The organism is Daejeonella sp., assembly GCF_037719425.1.
In the GTDB taxonomy this organism is placed as follows: domain Bacteria; phylum Bacteroidota; class Bacteroidia; order Sphingobacteriales; family Sphingobacteriaceae; genus Daejeonella.
This window is the reverse complement of the sequence record NZ_JBBJNI010000098.1, coordinates 1-15,499: the sequence shown is the minus strand read 5'-3', so window position 1 is coordinate 15,499 and position 15,499 is coordinate 1. Positions and strand designations below refer to the sequence as shown.

Sequence of the window (15,499 nt, the reverse complement as noted above, 5' to 3'; positions counted from 1 at the left end):
TGCCGTTTTAGTTTTGGCGTCGGGCGGGGGTCCAGCTTTCTTGTCTGAAATAATAGGAACAACCCGCTTTGAAGTATCCTGTACAACCGGGGTTTCTGAAGCAAGGGAATCTTTGGGCGTGCCGCCTGCGGCAGCCGCAGGTGGCTTGACTACTGCAACAGGCTCTGGGGTTGAAAGCTCCGTGTCAGTTTTAAGTTCATCCTTTTTGTAAGATTCTATGTCACGCTTAAAAACCACCTTGCTGAAGAGTGTGTCAGCGGTATACCAAATCGAATCGACCTTTGATGAATCTGATTCCGTTATAATAACCACATAAGGATTCTTAGTTACGAGTATACTTTCATCTGATTTGCGATAAACTCCGACCCCTCCTCTCAATTCTGCCTTTTCGGCTGTATCGATGAATGTTATATTCCCAATCGCCCGGCCAAAGCCAGCTTTCCGGTCATAAAATAAACTATCTCCTTTCAGAGACTTACTTCCCTGTGTGTACAGATTCTTTTTACCGAAGCGCGCCTGGTCATTCACCGTATTGTAGGTTCCGTTCTCTGTGTAGAGCGTATCGTCCTTTCCATAAATATTTGTCGGGCCGTAGAAAAAAGCAATTTTCGAAGTTGCATTATACCTGAGAGTATCTGTCCTGATCAATGCCTCGGGTGTGGTAAGCACAACATTATACCGGAAATAAGCATCCCGGGTGGACTCAAAATAATACCCGTTCCTGCTCGTAAGGATATTGTTTCCGTTAACAATTTTGCCGCCCCCTGTGTAAGTTCCCATGCGGCTCGCCATGTTGTAGGTCAGCAGGTTGGTTGTTAATGTCGCATCCCCGTCGATTAATCTTACATTATTAGTAAGAACGGCTAGCTTTGTATTACCATTATAATTCAAAAGGTCGGAATATATGGTCGTGCCGGACGGCTGGGTGATGACGACGTGGCCAAAGGCATTAAACGTATTAGTTTCATGGTATAAAATAGCGCTGTCTGCTGTCAGCGTAGAGCCTTCATGGCCAAATATCGGCCTTATTATACTCGTATATCCCTGGGCCTGATAAACTTTCATCACCTGCGACCCCTGAATTTGAATTTGAGTAATACCCTGGCCAAAAGTGAAGGATACGATCAGCGAAAACAGAACAGAAAAAATAATTTTCCTCACCTTACAAAAATAGTTTTTTGGCTAAGGATTTTAATTAAATAATTTTGACTGATGGATGCCCTTAACCGCCTCATGCCCTTTATCAAACAACATGCCCTTTTCCTGCCTGAGGAGCGCATTTTGCTTGCTGTAAGCGGTGGTCGCGACTCAGTGCTCATGGCACATCTGTTTAACGAAGCAGGGTTTAACTTTGGTATCGCACACTGCAACTTCAGCCTGAGAGGCGAAGAATCTAAAAAAGATGAGCAATTCACTTCCGACCTTGCGGCAGAACTTGACGTACCGTTTTTTTCTACAACATTTGATACGATTGAATATTCCCGGCAGCACCACATTTCAATCCAGATGGCGGCCAGAGATCTCCGCTATGACTGGCTGGAAGAAATCAGATCAGATTTCGACTTCCAGCATATCGCGATAGCGCAGCATCAAAATGATGTAATGGAAACTATGCTTTTAAACCTTACACGCGGTACAGGTATCGCAGGCATGCATGGCATTCTTCCTAAAAAAGGAAAAATTATCCGTCCACTTCTTTTCCTGTCCAGGGAGGAAATAGATGTAATCTTCGAAGAAAAAGGGCTTTCATATCGTGAAGACAGCTCTAATAAATCTAATAAATATGCCCGGAATAAGATCCGTCTGGACATAATACCTATTCTCAAAGAGCTAAATCCTTCACTGGAAAAAACCTTTGAAGCTAACAGAAAGCGCTTCGAAGAACTGGAGATCCTGCTGGACAGGCGAGTCAATGAGATTAAGACTGAGTTGTTCAAAGAGATTGGAACTGACGAATACGAGATCAGCCTTCAGGGATTACAAAAACTCGACCCGATGGATACGCTATTATATGGCCTTTTCCATCCGTTTGGATTTACCGAATCCATGCTGCGTGATTTGAAAAATTCATGGAACGGTGAGCCGGGGAAGGTTTTCAGCTCAGGTTCATACGATCTTAACCTCGACAGGAATAAGGTTTTGCTGAGCATAAGGAAAAATAATATCCAGGACAATACATATATCGAGGATACGGAAATGTCTTTAAAGTGGGGAGGTAAAACCTTTAAAAGCTCCGCGATTTCATCAAACCATTTTACGCTTAGAAATGAAGCATCTATTGCCCAACTGGACCTGGCACTCTTAAAGTTTCCACTCGTTTTAAGAAGATGGAAAGATGGAGATAGCTTTCAGCCGCTTGGTCTGAGAGGGAAGAAAAAACTGAGTGACTTCTTCATTGAACAAAAGATACCATTAAGCCGTAAAAACGACATAGGCATTCTTGAAAACGGTAATGGCGACATCATTTGGATTGCCGGTTTCCGTATCGATGAGCGCTATAAAATTACCACTAACACCAAAAAAGTTTTTATCTTCGAACAATACACCTGAACATGCAGAACTCGTCTGTCTTTATTGAAAAACAGTATCTCGGCCGTGATTACAGCCGGATAAGTGTCAGGTTAGTGCTTGCTCTTTTCTGTTTTGCGGCTTATTTTATCACTGAAAGACGAGAGCAAAATGCAGCATTATTTCTGGTAGTAGGATGTGGCATTCTCATAGTTTCAGTGATCATGATGTTCCTGCTCCATTATAAAACCACGGTACAGAACAAAAGCATAGTTCTGGACGGCCTGTGGACGACCAAAATGGTTAAGATCGATCTGAATAGCATTGTGAAAGTTGAACGCACGGCCTACAGCTCATATATCATCAATAACCCGGTTTACAATTTACATCAAAAGGGAACAGTCCGATTTTATGCTGGCGGAAAAGATGCGATTAAATTAACAGACCGCGATGGCCTTCTATATGTCATAGGCACCCAAAACCCTGCCGAATTAGAACAGAGTATAAAGGCGCAGATGAAAAACAGTTGACAGTTGAGAGTGGACAGTTGACAGTTACCTGGTCACCGCCTGGTGGGCTAGACGCTATGCCCACTGTCAACTTTCAACTCTCAACTGTCAACTTAATAATTATTTTTTCAACCCAATCTCCCTCAACCTTTCATCAAGGTACTCTCCAGCTGTTGTATCGTCATAAGCTTTCGGATTATCCTTATCGATGCATGATTGTAATGCTGTCAGATCCATATCAGCCTTCGGATGAAGGAAGAATGGCACTGAGAATCTCGAGGTTTTCATCAGTTCGCGTGGAGGATTTACCACCCTATGCGTAGTTGATTTTAACTTATTATTTGTCAATCGCTGAAGCATGTCTCCAACATTCACAACAATATCTTCCGCATTCGCTTTTACAGGATACCAGGTGCCGTCACGGGTTAAAACTTCAAGGCCATCTGCGCTTGCACCGATCAGAAGTGTGATCAGGTTGATGTCCTCATGTGCCCCTGCGCGAACCGCATCTGCAGGGAGAGCGTCGGGATTTTCTATCGGGAAATAATGGATACCTCTTAAAATAGAGTTGCCATTATGTACCTTATCATCGAAATAGTTTTCCGGAAGGTTAAGATAAACCGCAATTGCATGTAATAAATGCTTTCCTGCAGTCTCAAGCCGCTGATAAACTTCACGAGTAATTTCGTTAAATCTTGGTAGTTCCTCCACGTCCACATTGTCAGGATATTCTTCCTTTATTGGATCACCATCGCTAACCACCTGGCCGCTTTGCCAGAACTCCTTAAGATCCGGGGTTTTAGAATCTTTAGCCTTCTCCCTTCCTTTGCTTGTATAACCCCGCTGGCCTGCCAGCTCTGCCTTCTCATATTTTAATTTCTGATCATCAGGCATACTAAAAAACTTCTTTACTTCAGCGTAAAGTTCGTCCATGAGTTCTTTGGTCATGCCATGATTGGCTATGGTCACAAAACCCGTTTCATTAAATGCTTTGCCGATATTATCAGAAAACTGCTTTTTCTGCTCTGGTGCGCCCTTAACGTAATCGTTAAGATCCAGGCGTGGGATATTTACTTCTGCTGACATATTATTTGAGTTTTAAGTGATACGTTGTACGTTATACGTGCAAAACGCATAACCCAGCGTACAAATCTAACAAATACTACAAGACTTAAACCTATAACTTATCCGTCCAAACGTATAACGTATAACGTACAACGTATTACTTATTCAACACACTAGCAACGATCTTCTCCAGCTCCTCTATATCAAATGGTTTAGCAAGGAAGTTGTCCGCACCAGCAACCCGGGCCAGGGCTTTTACATCATTATTAGCAGAAAAATATATGATCGGAATCTGGCTTAAAGAGGGGGTGCTCTTAATCGCCTGAGTAGCCTTAATTCCACCCATGTCCGGAATCCAGTTATCCATTAAAATTATATCCGGCATTATTTCTTCAACCGTTTCAACTATATTTTTACAATGGTTACGCGTATGAACATCCCATCCATTTTCCTCAAGGATATACGTGCAAATAGATAGTATATCCTCGTCATCATCACAAATTAGTATCTTCTTATCCATAATATCTAAATTAACCTAAAAGCAATTCCTCTGAAAAGTTTCAATCCCCACTAAAAGCGGATTAAAAATATAGAAATATATAGAAATACCAAGTTGAAAATATTCTAAATTACTTATTAAAGACTTCTTTTTGTATAAAAAGCGTAGTTCACGCAAAACTTTTTACTTCTATTTGCGGTTAACACTAGAAATATTCTTACAACAACTAAATCTTTTTAACATGAACAATATATTTCGTGGTCTAATAGCTGGATGGGGAGCATCCAAACTTGGTGGCGGATGTCTGGGAACCGTCGTTGTATTCGTTATTATCTGGTACGCTCTTGGCCATTGTTAATGTCTTCTGATGTTGCGGTATCGGATAACCATTAATACTGCAATAAACAACATAATCATTACTGCCAATCTCATTCAGTAAAGATAGGTTTTCTGCGGCTTGAAATACTAACAAGATATTTTAAATACTAATATTTTTAGCATATCTTTGTTATATGGATGATAAGGAAAAGATCAAAGCTGCCATAACTATGTTAAGAAAGCTTAAAAGAATGGTTGGCTTCTTTATGAAAAGGGAGATTTCGGAACTGATAGAACGGCTGGAAGAGACCAGAGAACTGACGGCGAGATCGGAAGTCTGAGGTCTAACGGATTTCCGACATTCTTATTATTGATCTCTCCTGTAACTCTATGTGCTTTCAGTTCAGTTTTCAGTTTTCAGTTTTAACCCCCCTCCCTACCAAAAACCCCCTCCCTATCCCCACTCTGAATCAGTCAGCAGACCTCTGACCTCAATTTTCATTCCCAGACATGTCTTTGCTCCTGGTTCTTTGTTCCTTTCGTCCGGCTTCATCACAAATGACAATCCGTTAACCCACTCAAAAGAAATATTTGGTAATATTGCGACCTCAAATGAGCTCCAAAGAAAAAATCGTCCTTCTCCTTCTCGCCGCGCTGAACTTCACGCATATCCTCGATTTCATGATCATGATGCCATTAGGTAATTACCTGATGCCGTATTTCAAGATATCACCACAGCAATTCTCGATGCTGGTAGCTTCTTACACTTTCAGCGCTGGTATTGCAGGTTTTCTGGCAGCCTTCTTTGTCGACAATTTTGACAGGAAAAGAGTATTGTTATTTGGCTATATCGGATTCTTACTAGGCACTTTATTGTGTGCACTTGCACCGACCTACACATTTCTGCTTCTTGCAAGGATTGTCGCAGGGATCTTTGGGGGATTAATTGGCGCTCAGGTATTGTCTATTGTGGCCGATCTGGTACCCTATGAACGCCGCGGTATGGCGATGGGAATTATTATGGCAGCATTTTCAGTTGCTTCTGTATTTGGGGTTCCATTTGGACTATATATGGCCAACCTGTTCAACTGGCATGGGCCATTTTTTTTCGTTGCCGGATTAGGGACACTCCTGCTGCCGTTCTTAATGCGTTATTTACCAAAAATGGATACGCATTTAACCAGCAAAGAAGACCGCATCAATCCGATTGTATTGATCAAAGAAGTTTGGAACGATACCGATCAAATGCTCGCCTTAGGCTTAACTGCTTCACTCATGTTAGGGCATTTTATGATAATTCCTTTTTTTAACCCATACATGGAATTTAACATGGGTTTCAGCAAATTGCAAACGCCTATGCTTTATATGGCAGGCGGATTTGCAACCTTAATAACATCCCCTCTAATTGGAAGTCTTGCCGACAAAGTAGGAAAGCACAAGGTCTATATCATTATGGCTGTAGTTTCGATCTTTCCCGTGGCCTTAATAACCAATCTTCCGCCAATGCCGTTTTACCTGGTTCTGGTCCTTTCAGGCTCGTGGTTTATTTTTTCCTCAGGAAGATCTATTCCTGCACAGGCAATGGTCAGCAATGTGGTATCACCAGAAAGGCGGGGTAGTTTTATGAGCTTTAACTCCTCTGTTCAGCAAATATTCGTGGGTTTAGCATCCGTTATTTCAGGGCTTATTGTAGTTAAAAACCCTGACAATAGCATTCAAAACTATGAGCTTACTGGTTATCTGAGCATCTTTATCACGCTCTTAACCCTGATATTCGTTTTTAAGCTGGATACGAGGAGGAAGAGGTATTCGGTAATCAGTAATCAGTAAGGGATGCAGGTAAATGATTACTGGGAGAGGGAAACGGTAATCAGTAAGGAATGGCGGGTAAATGACGGCTTGGAAAGGTTTTCGGAATCGGTAATAAGAAATCGGTAACTTCACTGTTACTCAGATGTAGTTTGCACTGAACACTGATTACTGAATACTAATTACTGAACCCTAATTAACTGATTACCAACTATTAAATATACCTAGATCTTCTTAGGGACAAGCTTCGGGCTTACCAGAGTCATCGCAGTTCTGATCATCGGCTTGTCTTTCGCAGTCAGAGTCAGATTTACGGTGCCTTTATTGCTGGTTGGAACCCTGATTGAATTAACCTGCTGCTTTAACAAAGCTGTTATCTCCGCCAACTCGAGAGTACACACTATCATTCTTTTACTAATGTCGGACTCGCCCAGTGAAATAATATCGTTATCTGAAACCAGTTTCAAAAGCTTACCATCCTCCATCGTCAGGGTTATTTCCGTACCCTTTTTTACAGTGACCGGTTGGTCAACATTTAACTGGAGATAATAATTCTCATCAACACTTCTCACGTTAAAATGCAATTTAACCGTGTTTCCATCCTTAAAAGAATAAAGGGAAGTTTGCTTGATCAGTTCCTTTGTGTATTTATCTATCCTGTTAACAGCAAGTACAGGATCCTGTGCCTTTGATAAAAAAGAACAAACTAAGAATAAGAATATCAGGACAATAACGCGCATGAAAGAGCTATTTATGTTTTACAAATATACCTATAAAAAAAGATTGATCTACAAAATCCATACACCAATAAATTCCGTTAATACTTGTTAACGAATTTGTAGATAGATTATGATAGAAACAGCAACAGCAAAAGCAAAGACCATAGCGGGTAACATTAGAAAACTAAGAGAGTACCGGGATTATACCCAGGATTATCTCGCTGCAAAATTAACGATATCTCAAAATGCATACAGCAAGATAGAGCTGGGATACAGCAGGATTACTTTGGAACGCTTATTTATAATATCGGCAGTTCTGGAAGTTAATCCGGCTGATCTGCTAACTACAGAGACGGACAAGCTTATCAACCTGATAAATTTTCAGGCTGCATCCGCCTGAAGTATTACTTATTTGTATATAGCAATCTCGTCGCAAAACAACCAGCTTTTCCTGTCTGGAATAGCCCGCCATTTAGGTAATTGCTCCAGGTTCCTGGCCTTGACTTTTATATACCTCACCGAAAGCTTATTGTCGAAATTAATTGCAAACCGGTGTGTTTCCTTCGTATAATTTTCATTTGGAGCTGCAAGTTTCATGCTTCCTGCCTGCTGATATATTAAATTATCAGCAGATACCTCTACATTGAGATTCAGCGGAAGGAACACCCAAAGCCGCTGATCTTCAAGAAAGCCGGCGGAAAAAGAACCAATCTCCCGGATCTCCCCCAGATCGACGATAACTTCCATATCAGTGTCGTACCATCCAACATAATTGTACTGTAAACTATTATAGCCGCGGCTTCCATCCGTTAAACCGCGTGCTCCTTTGCCCGGATATTCTCCACTAAACGGTATGACTGGTATTACCTTGCTGCCAATTGCTTCATGAATGATCGGGCCCTGGCGAAATACATCAGCCCACTCTTTAGTATAAGTTTCAAGTGTGTGTCCCCCCTCTGCGAACATTTTGACTCCTGCCCGTTGGGCAGCATTTAAAAAGCGTTGCACTTTATTTTCAAATCCTGGCCGAACCGACCAGTTATCATCCTCGCGGGTAAATAACCCATGTTTCTCGAGCCCGTAAAACCTGGCTTGCTGGATTACTGCATATTCAAGGGCAAGTCTTTCGGCCTCAACATTTTTCGAAAATTCCGGGCTGCCTTCAACTTTACTCAAGGCTTCATCCAGTATAACCGAGTATTTTTCAATCTGTTCCGGGGAAAGCCAGCTTCTCCATTCTTTAACCGGGTCGCCATAAATGTCAAGGAGGCGGTTGCTTTTTGTAAGCTCTTTACTTAACTCGTTTATATACTGTTTGATCTGCTGGCCGGCCTCTCCGTAATAGGCTTTTACAAAATCGTCAAAATAATTTTGAAGGTCAGCCCCTGGCGCCCATGCTGCCTTGGCCAGAAGGTAGGTCTTCAATGCCGAGAATTCCCCTCTGGTGCCTTCTGTCCCCTGCACAAATATTCCGCTGACATTATTTTCGGCAAAATATTTCATATTGCCCTGCAAATGTTGGATGTTAGGAAATGGGCTTTGGTAATTGGTGTACTGTACTACATAATCCCAGACCATTAACGTTTTCGTTATATCAGACCAGCTTTTGAGATCATTTCTGAATGATTCCGCTCTGGGATTTGTAGAAATAGGCTTTGCACGATCCAAATTTATTGATGAGAGAAGGACGCTTACATTCCCCGCAGGTTTTAAATTTACCGTCGGCTTGGCGCTATACAGATAAGCCAGGGTAGAAATTGTTTTGTCAGGAAATTTAGCCGCTACCCTGTTTGCGAAATTTATCACTGAGCCTTGCGGCCCTCCATATTTATTATCAAGTGCCTCGCAATCAGAGCAGGTGCAGTAGCCAAACCCATCATTCTGGCTAACTGACCGGAGCAGTTTATCCGGCTGTGCAAGAATCAGCTTATTCAAATTCGCGGTAAGAATATCCAGAACTGCAGCATTGCTTAAACAGAGTTGCGAATCAGATCGTTCTCCGTTTACCAGAGCGTAATATTCCGGGTGACTTATGAAATACTGTTGAGACGGCACCAGCTTATAGTAACTGTGCCCCCATAAGCCAAATTTATCCTCGAGAATATGGAGTTTATGCCAGTCGCGAAATTCCTCATCATATTGATCGGGATAATAAACCTCCCTGAGCGATAAAACAGGGTTTTGAAGATCAGATATTGACGGAATGCTTATTGAACGCTGTTTGGGAATATATTTCAGGTCTGCAGTAAACTTCCGACAGCCCAGATAATTCTCCAGGAAATGGTAAACACCATATAAACTGCCTCTGTCCGCGGTACCGTAAATTAATAGCCTGTCTCCACTGGTCCGGATCATAAACCCTTCGTTGACAAAATTCTCAGTTCCAGATCCGCGGTTTGTTCTTCCGATGCAAATCTCTTGTACCGAGAGCTTTTCCTTATCTGTTAAAATTGGTAGTTGTGCACCGGAGATTTCATTGATATATTTTTGTAGAACCTGAGCTGCTTTCTGCTCGAATACTGAAGCGTTATGAGGGATAACAATTGAATACGAAGAAGCAGCATCGGCAACAAGAACGAGCTGCGACTTAACAGACAAAGTCATTGCAAGAAGAAATACAATTGTCAGAGAAAATTTCAAAGCGCATTAAAATTTATGCTGGTAAGATACGGAAACATCATATTCATTTCTTTTCTTTCCCGGCATAAATTTCTGCTTGTTCCTTGTCCCAAACAATGTCTTTTGTACATACCTCTCTTATTTTAAATCCACTTTTTTCTTCTTAAATCCAATTCTTGTCATCACACCCCAGGTAAGATTTCGGTTCGTGAAGAAGAAAAAATTACCACGCAAGGAGAAAAATAACGTTAGCGGATGATAGGCTAATGGCTCCACCACCGCTGCCAGGCAAAGCTTAAACACCTCCGTTTTCTTTAAATATTTCATCCCCGCAACTTCATCCCAAAGAATCGCCATGATGGTGATCATTACTGAAAATGAATAAATAAATGCCAATAAAATGAGCGCATAAACCCAGGCAATCTGGCCAGTAATGATCAGGTAGATATAATATATTAGTCCGCCAGCCTCAATTAAGGGCGCAAGCCACTCAAAAAATACGAAATATGGAAACGTGAGGAGCCCGAATACTTTGTATTTAGGATTAAAAAATACTTTCCTATGGATCCATAAGGTTTGCGCTAATCCCTTGGCCCATCTTGTTCTTTGCCTGGCCAATACCCTAAGAGACGATGGCACCTCAGTCCAGCAAAGGGATTCAGGAATATAGATAACCTGGTATTTTTGCTTATTATCATGCATCCAGACCCTCATCCTGCCTATCAGCTCCATATCCTCACCGAGGGAATCATGGTCATACCCGCCGGCCGACAATACGATCTCTTTATCAAAGAGGCCTATTCCACCGGAAACGAGCATCAGACCATTGATTTTGCTCCAGGCCATCCGCCCCAGCAGGAAAGCTCTTATATACTCCAACTCCTGGAAAAGAGGTAGGTAACTATCGGGAACTCTTACTTTTTTTAAGTATCCGTTTTCAACTTCGCAGGAATTTGATACTCGGATAACAGCTCCCGTTGCAATCACCCGGATCTTTTCTTCAACAAAAGGCCTCACCATTTTAATTAGGGTGTCTTTGTCAAGTATACAGTCCATATCTGCACAAAGGATCAGGGGATAAGACGAAACGTTTATCCCGGCATTCGATGCATCAGCTTTGCTTTTTCCATTTTCTTTATCCACTACAATCAGTTTCGAATAGACTGGATTAGTTGATTTGTATATTTTCGTGACCGGATGGGTTGTGATCTCAGCGTGATAGTAGAAATTCGACTCCGTCAGATCGTACTCATCGATCAGCTGATGGAGGGAATTATCGGTACTGCCATCGTTCACTATAATAACTTCATACTTGGGATAGTTTAGCGATAACAGGGTATGAACCCCATTAATGATAGTTCTGGCCTCGTTGAAAGCAGGGGCAATTACAGAAATCCCCGGGACATGCTGTGAGTTTAATAATGCTGCGTAGTCAATGTAACGGCACCTGCGGTTGTATCTCTTTATCTCAATAAGACTAAAAATTACGAGCATTAAATAACTGAACATAAGGATCACACTATAATAGAAAATAGCATATTCAAAGAAGAACGCGATCCCGCTTTTAAAGGATTCCATAATTGTTGGATGGCTCAGCGACGTGCCTCAGGATAGCCTTCTGTTCATTATTAAGGTCAGGAAGGTCTTTTAATATTTTTTCCCTTAATGGTTCCGGGTGGGAAAAAATGGCTGCAGCAGCACATTTAAGAACCAGGAAATGTTCAGCTTCCAAAAATTTCTCAGTAATAAATTTAACGGCCAGGCCACTGCTAATGCGCCCCAGCGCAATTAATATAGCAGCCTTGTTCTTAATACTCTCCGCAGCATACCGCTCTATCAGTCTGTCTTCGCCGTTTTCCGCTTGCAGCTGTCCTAAAGCCATGATGAGGTGGTTTCTAACACGCTCATCGTCATGGTCAAGGAACGACAAAAGTTTAGGTATTGCGTTGAACTGCTTATAATCAACAATCAATTTAATAGATAGAAAGATTATGCTTGTATTTTCGCTGGAAAAGTAAATTTTAAAGTCGGGGATCTCGAGGCCTTCTGTTTTAACCATAGCATCGTGCAGCACGATCTGGTGCCAGTCACTTAATTCATCTGGTTCTTTAACCATAAAATCAAAGCAATCTTTTGCTTTTAACCTTAAAAGAACGGTATAAGCAGCAACCCTCACGTCCTGGTTTGAATCTTTGAGCAATTTATATACTTCAGGTAATGAATGGTCATCCTTCATTGCCTGAACCTCAGCGAGGCCCTGGGTTTTATAGAACCAGTAAGAACTTCTAAGCTTTCGAAGCGCAAATTCCCGTAGCCTGAGCCTTGAATACGCTGAGCTTACGATACGGGAAACAGCCCCGGTGAGATTCTTCTGGAAATAAACCAGTAGCCTCACAACAGAATTCCTTAAGGCACTGCTTTGATTTTTAAGGGAATTAAGAGTTCTAACGGTAGCTTTGAGCTCATGCTCCGGAATGTCATCTACAGAGTCATAATTAAAGATGTGCTCACCTAACTCTTCCAGTATAATATTGTCAGCTTCATCCGCAATTTTGCGCGCCTTTAGCTTTGCCACCCGGTTATAAAAAATCACAAAAACAACCACAATGGTCAGGATGGATGCTACAAACGCAATAAATGCAGCAAGCCTGACAATATCGGGATAATCGGAAGAAATGACCGTGCAAAATTCAACGCTTGAGAGAGCGGTTAACATCATAAGAGGGGAAAAAAGATCTTAAGCGACTGAGAGTTTTGGGATAAGTAATTGTTTAATTTTTGCGACGATAACATCAACCGAGAAAGGCTTAACTATATAATCTTTTACCCCAGCTGCGAGTACGTCTACAATCAATTCATCTGAAGAAAGTGAAGAAAGTACGATTATTGGCGTATTTGCATTAAGCTTCGATTGTTGAATCTGCATGATCAATTCGCGGCCAGCCACGTTAGGGACCATTAAATCCGTTAAAATAAGATCATACTTTTTACTGCTGGCTTTCTTTAGGGCTTCCTGACCGTCCCTTGCGATATCGACCAAAAGGTCTTCACGCGTTAATCTTGTTTTTAATAAATTGATTATTAGTAATTCATCATCAACGATTAAAACTCTACTTTTCATTTTTCACATTCATCTTTCAATACACAAGTTGGTCCCCGAGAGAACTATCGGCAATTTAACACAAGTGTTATGCCCTTTTTTTGAGGGATCTTGTAAAACATCTAAAAATGAGCTGGCAGGGCGGTGATAAAGATTGGAATCAGCGTTTTATATAATTGGATAAATATTATTTTCTTAGATAATAAAAACTCAATTTTGAAGCAATCCACAAGGTGTGGCTTTTTAGCCACATATTGGGTAAAAAAAGCCCCATAAAAATCTCAATCAGACTAAATTCTATATACTGACAGTTCGTGTAAGCTCCATAATTTGTTCAAGGAGTTGACGCAAAAGTCTCGCCAAGATTTAACCGGCGCAAAGGCTAAGCCGTAAATATGGTTCAAAAACCGCGGTTCAAGAAACAAGTTTTCCTGTTAAAGCCCTAAACCTTCTTTGGAGGCAAATCAAACGCCACCGCCTCATGCTCGAAATGGCCGTTGTGAGATCCATCGCAAAAAGGCTTGTTCTTCGATAATCCGCATCTGCATATCGAAAGAACTGTTCTCCCCTGCAGGCCGTACTCATTCCCATTTCTATCGACGATCTCAAAATCGCCTTCAATTTTAACCGAGCCGTTATTATTGATCGTAAGTTTTGTCTTTGACATGTTTAATTGGTTTGAGGCAAAACTAGAACAATAGGCACAGCGGACAGAATATCATTGTTATTTAGAAACATTCCTTTTCATGATATCACCTGATTAGCATCCCAAACGGCTTTCTCCTGGAAACTCAGCTCGAGATCTTCCTCAACCTTCTCCCGGCCAGGGCTCAGGGTTAAAAAATAGAGGATCATAAGAGCGGCAACCGCCAAGCAGGCCAGGTTGCCGGTCAGAAAGAAAGCGATGGTGGCAAACAGGGTCGGCGCCTCCATAAATGCTACCCTTACCAGGAAAGCAGATGAATACGCAGCAAGCTTTTCTTTTAAGCTTGCCTTCCCGGCAATATCAGCAAGTTGATTTTGAAAGATCGTCTTGCCGCCGAGGAAACCAGCAACCGCGAGAAACGGCGCTATGTACAAGTATACATTTCCCTCATCCTGCAGGCTGAAGTAAGCGTTTTTCTGGCTAATCAGTACCGCCACAATAAACAGCACTTGTGAAGATAAAAAAGCAACGTACATTAATTTGAGCGTTTTCAAATATGAATCAGCGCTCGTGGTGAGGCCATTGTTCATGGTTTTGTTATTTGGTGATCGATCGTTGAATTTACATAAAAGCTATGAAACATTCATCACTTATCCAATGTCTGGATCTTCTCATACATTTTCCGGAAGGTATTCCAGGGTGTATTCTCCCCGGCGGCAGCATTTACTGTCCGCCCGTAAAAGCCATTAAAAAAGGTAGCTGGATCAGACCAGACCGTATGCATCATCCCCTGGTAGAAATCTTTCTGCTGCCGGGTGGCGTATTTCCTTAGCCGGACCATATCATCTACTTGTATTAAGGCGACATCAGGCTTTTGCCACGGACAAGTGATTACTTTCAAACCGTTCATAGCGAAATATACAGCAGTGGGGTCGGGACGTTCATAGTGCCAGTCACAGATCACCACATCTTTGGGGATCAGGCCTACGGCCTTATAGGTTGTATTATAGCTTCCTTCCCACCTGCCGACACCGCTGGTTTTTCCATCGATCAAGCGATCGCCCCAGATCCAAAGATCCTTGCCTGTTTTCGCTAAATGCTCGCGTATGGTGCGCACTTCATTAGCAAACAGTTCCGCCCGGTCCCTTCCTGAACAACGCGGGCATTGATCGCTCCCAATATTAAAAACTTCATCCATACCCCCGTGGAATGAGGTAGCTTCAAAAACGTCGCAGACCTCATCAATCAGGTTGAATATTATTTTATGCAGGTCAGGATGAAGCGGGCAATAGCCTTTCAGATACTGGCCCGTAGAACGGAGCTTCTCGAAAGCATCTGCCATTTTAACTTCCGGCGTTTCATCGAATTGCGGATAGACCCGCAGCAGGGTATTAACCTTGTCCCTGCCCGATTGATGCCCCAGAAGATTAATATGAGGAACGATCTTGATGTTATATTTCTTGCAAACCTTAACAATCTCCTTGGCCTGGCGCCTGGTTATCGTGGCGCTATCCCTCAGTTCCGGCTGGCTTTGGTATCTGTAACGGTAGTCAACTCTCAGCAGCAGGGTATTCACCTTCCGCGGTGCCAGCTCTTCTTCAATGAACTTTACAAATTCATCAAGGGTTTCAGCCTTAGGCGCAGCGATAGAAAAGCCCCTTACGGGCATTATGCTGTCTAATCTTGTTTGTGCAGATACGTTACTTT

At 42.1% G+C, this 15,499-nt stretch carries 16 protein-coding genes; 5 read left to right on the top strand and 11 right to left on the bottom strand.

Annotation, left to right across the window (positions count from 1 at the left end; all coding sequences use genetic code 11):
- The coding region (locus WKF69_RS13060) for an OstA-like protein (RefSeq protein WP_340382514.1) at positions 1-1,161 on the bottom strand (1,161 nt) is incomplete at its 3' end.
- 72 nt (positions 1,162-1,233) lie between these two features.
- On the opposite strand from WKF69_RS13060, the gene tilS reads away from it, so the two are divergent.
- Together tilS and WKF69_RS13050 are read left to right on the top strand one after the other, a co-directional pair.
- Complete coding sequence (gene tilS, locus WKF69_RS13055; RefSeq protein ID WP_340382513.1) at positions 1,234-2,550, top strand: tRNA lysidine(34) synthetase TilS; 1,317 nt, start codon at positions 1,234-1,236, stop codon at positions 2,548-2,550.
- Positions 2,551-2,552: 2 nt separating this feature from the next.
- A complete protein-coding gene (locus WKF69_RS13050) occupies positions 2,553-3,038 on the top strand; it encodes a hypothetical protein (protein WP_340382512.1) in 486 nt (161 codons plus the stop codon).
- 99 nt (positions 3,039-3,137) lie between these two features.
- Here WKF69_RS13050 and WKF69_RS13045 read toward each other — a convergent pair whose 3' ends face one another.
- Both WKF69_RS13045 and WKF69_RS13040 read right to left on the bottom strand, forming a co-directional pair.
- Positions 3,138-4,103, bottom strand: coding sequence for a 2-oxoglutarate and iron-dependent oxygenase domain-containing protein (locus WKF69_RS13045; protein ID WP_340382511.1), 966 nt, complete (start codon positions 4,101-4,103; stop codon positions 3,138-3,140).
- Positions 4,104-4,239: 136 nt separating this feature from the next.
- Positions 4,240-4,602, bottom strand: a complete 363-nt coding sequence (locus WKF69_RS13040; RefSeq protein WP_340382510.1) for a response regulator — start codon at positions 4,600-4,602, stop codon at positions 4,240-4,242.
- 491 nt (positions 4,603-5,093) lie between these two features.
- Here WKF69_RS13040 and WKF69_RS13035 point away from each other — a divergent pair, with 491 nt between their 5' ends.
- Together WKF69_RS13035 and WKF69_RS13030 are read left to right on the top strand one after the other, a co-directional pair.
- Positions 5,094-5,240, top strand: coding sequence for a hypothetical protein (locus WKF69_RS13035; RefSeq protein WP_340382509.1), 147 nt, complete (start codon positions 5,094-5,096; stop codon positions 5,238-5,240).
- Positions 5,241-5,511: 271 nt separating this feature from the next.
- On the top strand, positions 5,512-6,729 hold the full coding sequence (locus WKF69_RS13030; protein WP_340382508.1) for an MFS transporter: 1,218 nt from the start codon (positions 5,512-5,514) through the stop codon (positions 6,727-6,729).
- 203 nt (positions 6,730-6,932) lie between these two features.
- On the opposite strand, the gene WKF69_RS13025 is transcribed toward WKF69_RS13030, so the two are convergent.
- Complete coding sequence (locus WKF69_RS13025) at positions 6,933-7,448, bottom strand: hypothetical protein (protein ID WP_340382506.1); 516 nt, start codon at positions 7,446-7,448, stop codon at positions 6,933-6,935.
- Positions 7,449-7,557: 109 nt separating this feature from the next.
- On the opposite strand from WKF69_RS13025, the gene WKF69_RS13020 reads away from it, so the two are divergent.
- The gene (locus tag WKF69_RS13020) at positions 7,558-7,827 is read left to right on the top strand and encodes a helix-turn-helix transcriptional regulator (protein WP_340382504.1); all 270 of its coding nucleotides are present in this window, start codon (positions 7,558-7,560) and stop codon (positions 7,825-7,827) included.
- Positions 7,828-7,835: 8 nt separating this feature from the next.
- Here WKF69_RS13020 and WKF69_RS13015 read toward each other — a convergent pair whose 3' ends face one another.
- The 7 genes from WKF69_RS13015 to WKF69_RS12985 form a co-directional block, all read right to left on the bottom strand.
- The gene (locus WKF69_RS13015) at positions 7,836-10,067 is read right to left on the bottom strand and encodes a DUF4838 domain-containing protein (RefSeq protein WP_340382502.1); all 2,232 of its coding nucleotides are present in this window, start codon (positions 10,065-10,067) and stop codon (positions 7,836-7,838) included.
- Positions 10,068-10,184: 117 nt separating this feature from the next.
- Positions 10,185-11,624 carry a glycosyltransferase gene (locus WKF69_RS13010; RefSeq protein WP_340382500.1) on the bottom strand — a complete coding sequence of 480 codons (1,440 nt, stop codon included), beginning with the start codon at positions 11,622-11,624 and terminating at the stop codon, positions 10,185-10,187.
- Positions 11,611-12,765, bottom strand: coding sequence for a HEAT repeat domain-containing protein (locus WKF69_RS13005; RefSeq protein ID WP_340382498.1), 1,155 nt, complete (start codon positions 12,763-12,765; stop codon positions 11,611-11,613). The genes WKF69_RS13010 and WKF69_RS13005 overlap by 14 nt, the downstream gene beginning before the upstream one ends.
- 18 nt (positions 12,766-12,783) lie before the next feature.
- Positions 12,784-13,167: a response regulator transcription factor gene (locus tag WKF69_RS13000; RefSeq protein WP_340382496.1), complete on the bottom strand. Its 384-nt coding sequence runs from the start codon at positions 13,165-13,167 to the stop codon at positions 12,784-12,786.
- 421 nt (positions 13,168-13,588) lie between these two features.
- Positions 13,589-13,813 (bottom strand): CDGSH iron-sulfur domain-containing protein, encoded by a 225-nt coding sequence (locus WKF69_RS12995; RefSeq protein WP_340382495.1) that lies wholly within the window; start codon positions 13,811-13,813, stop codon positions 13,589-13,591.
- A gap of 77 nt (positions 13,814-13,890) precedes the next feature.
- A complete protein-coding gene (locus WKF69_RS12990) occupies positions 13,891-14,382 on the bottom strand; it encodes a hypothetical protein (RefSeq protein WP_340382494.1) in 492 nt (163 codons plus the stop codon).
- A gap of 56 nt (positions 14,383-14,438) precedes the next feature.
- Positions 14,439-15,499 (bottom strand): family 20 glycosylhydrolase (locus WKF69_RS12985; protein WP_340382492.1); only part of this gene is annotated, 1,061 nt, incomplete at its 5' end.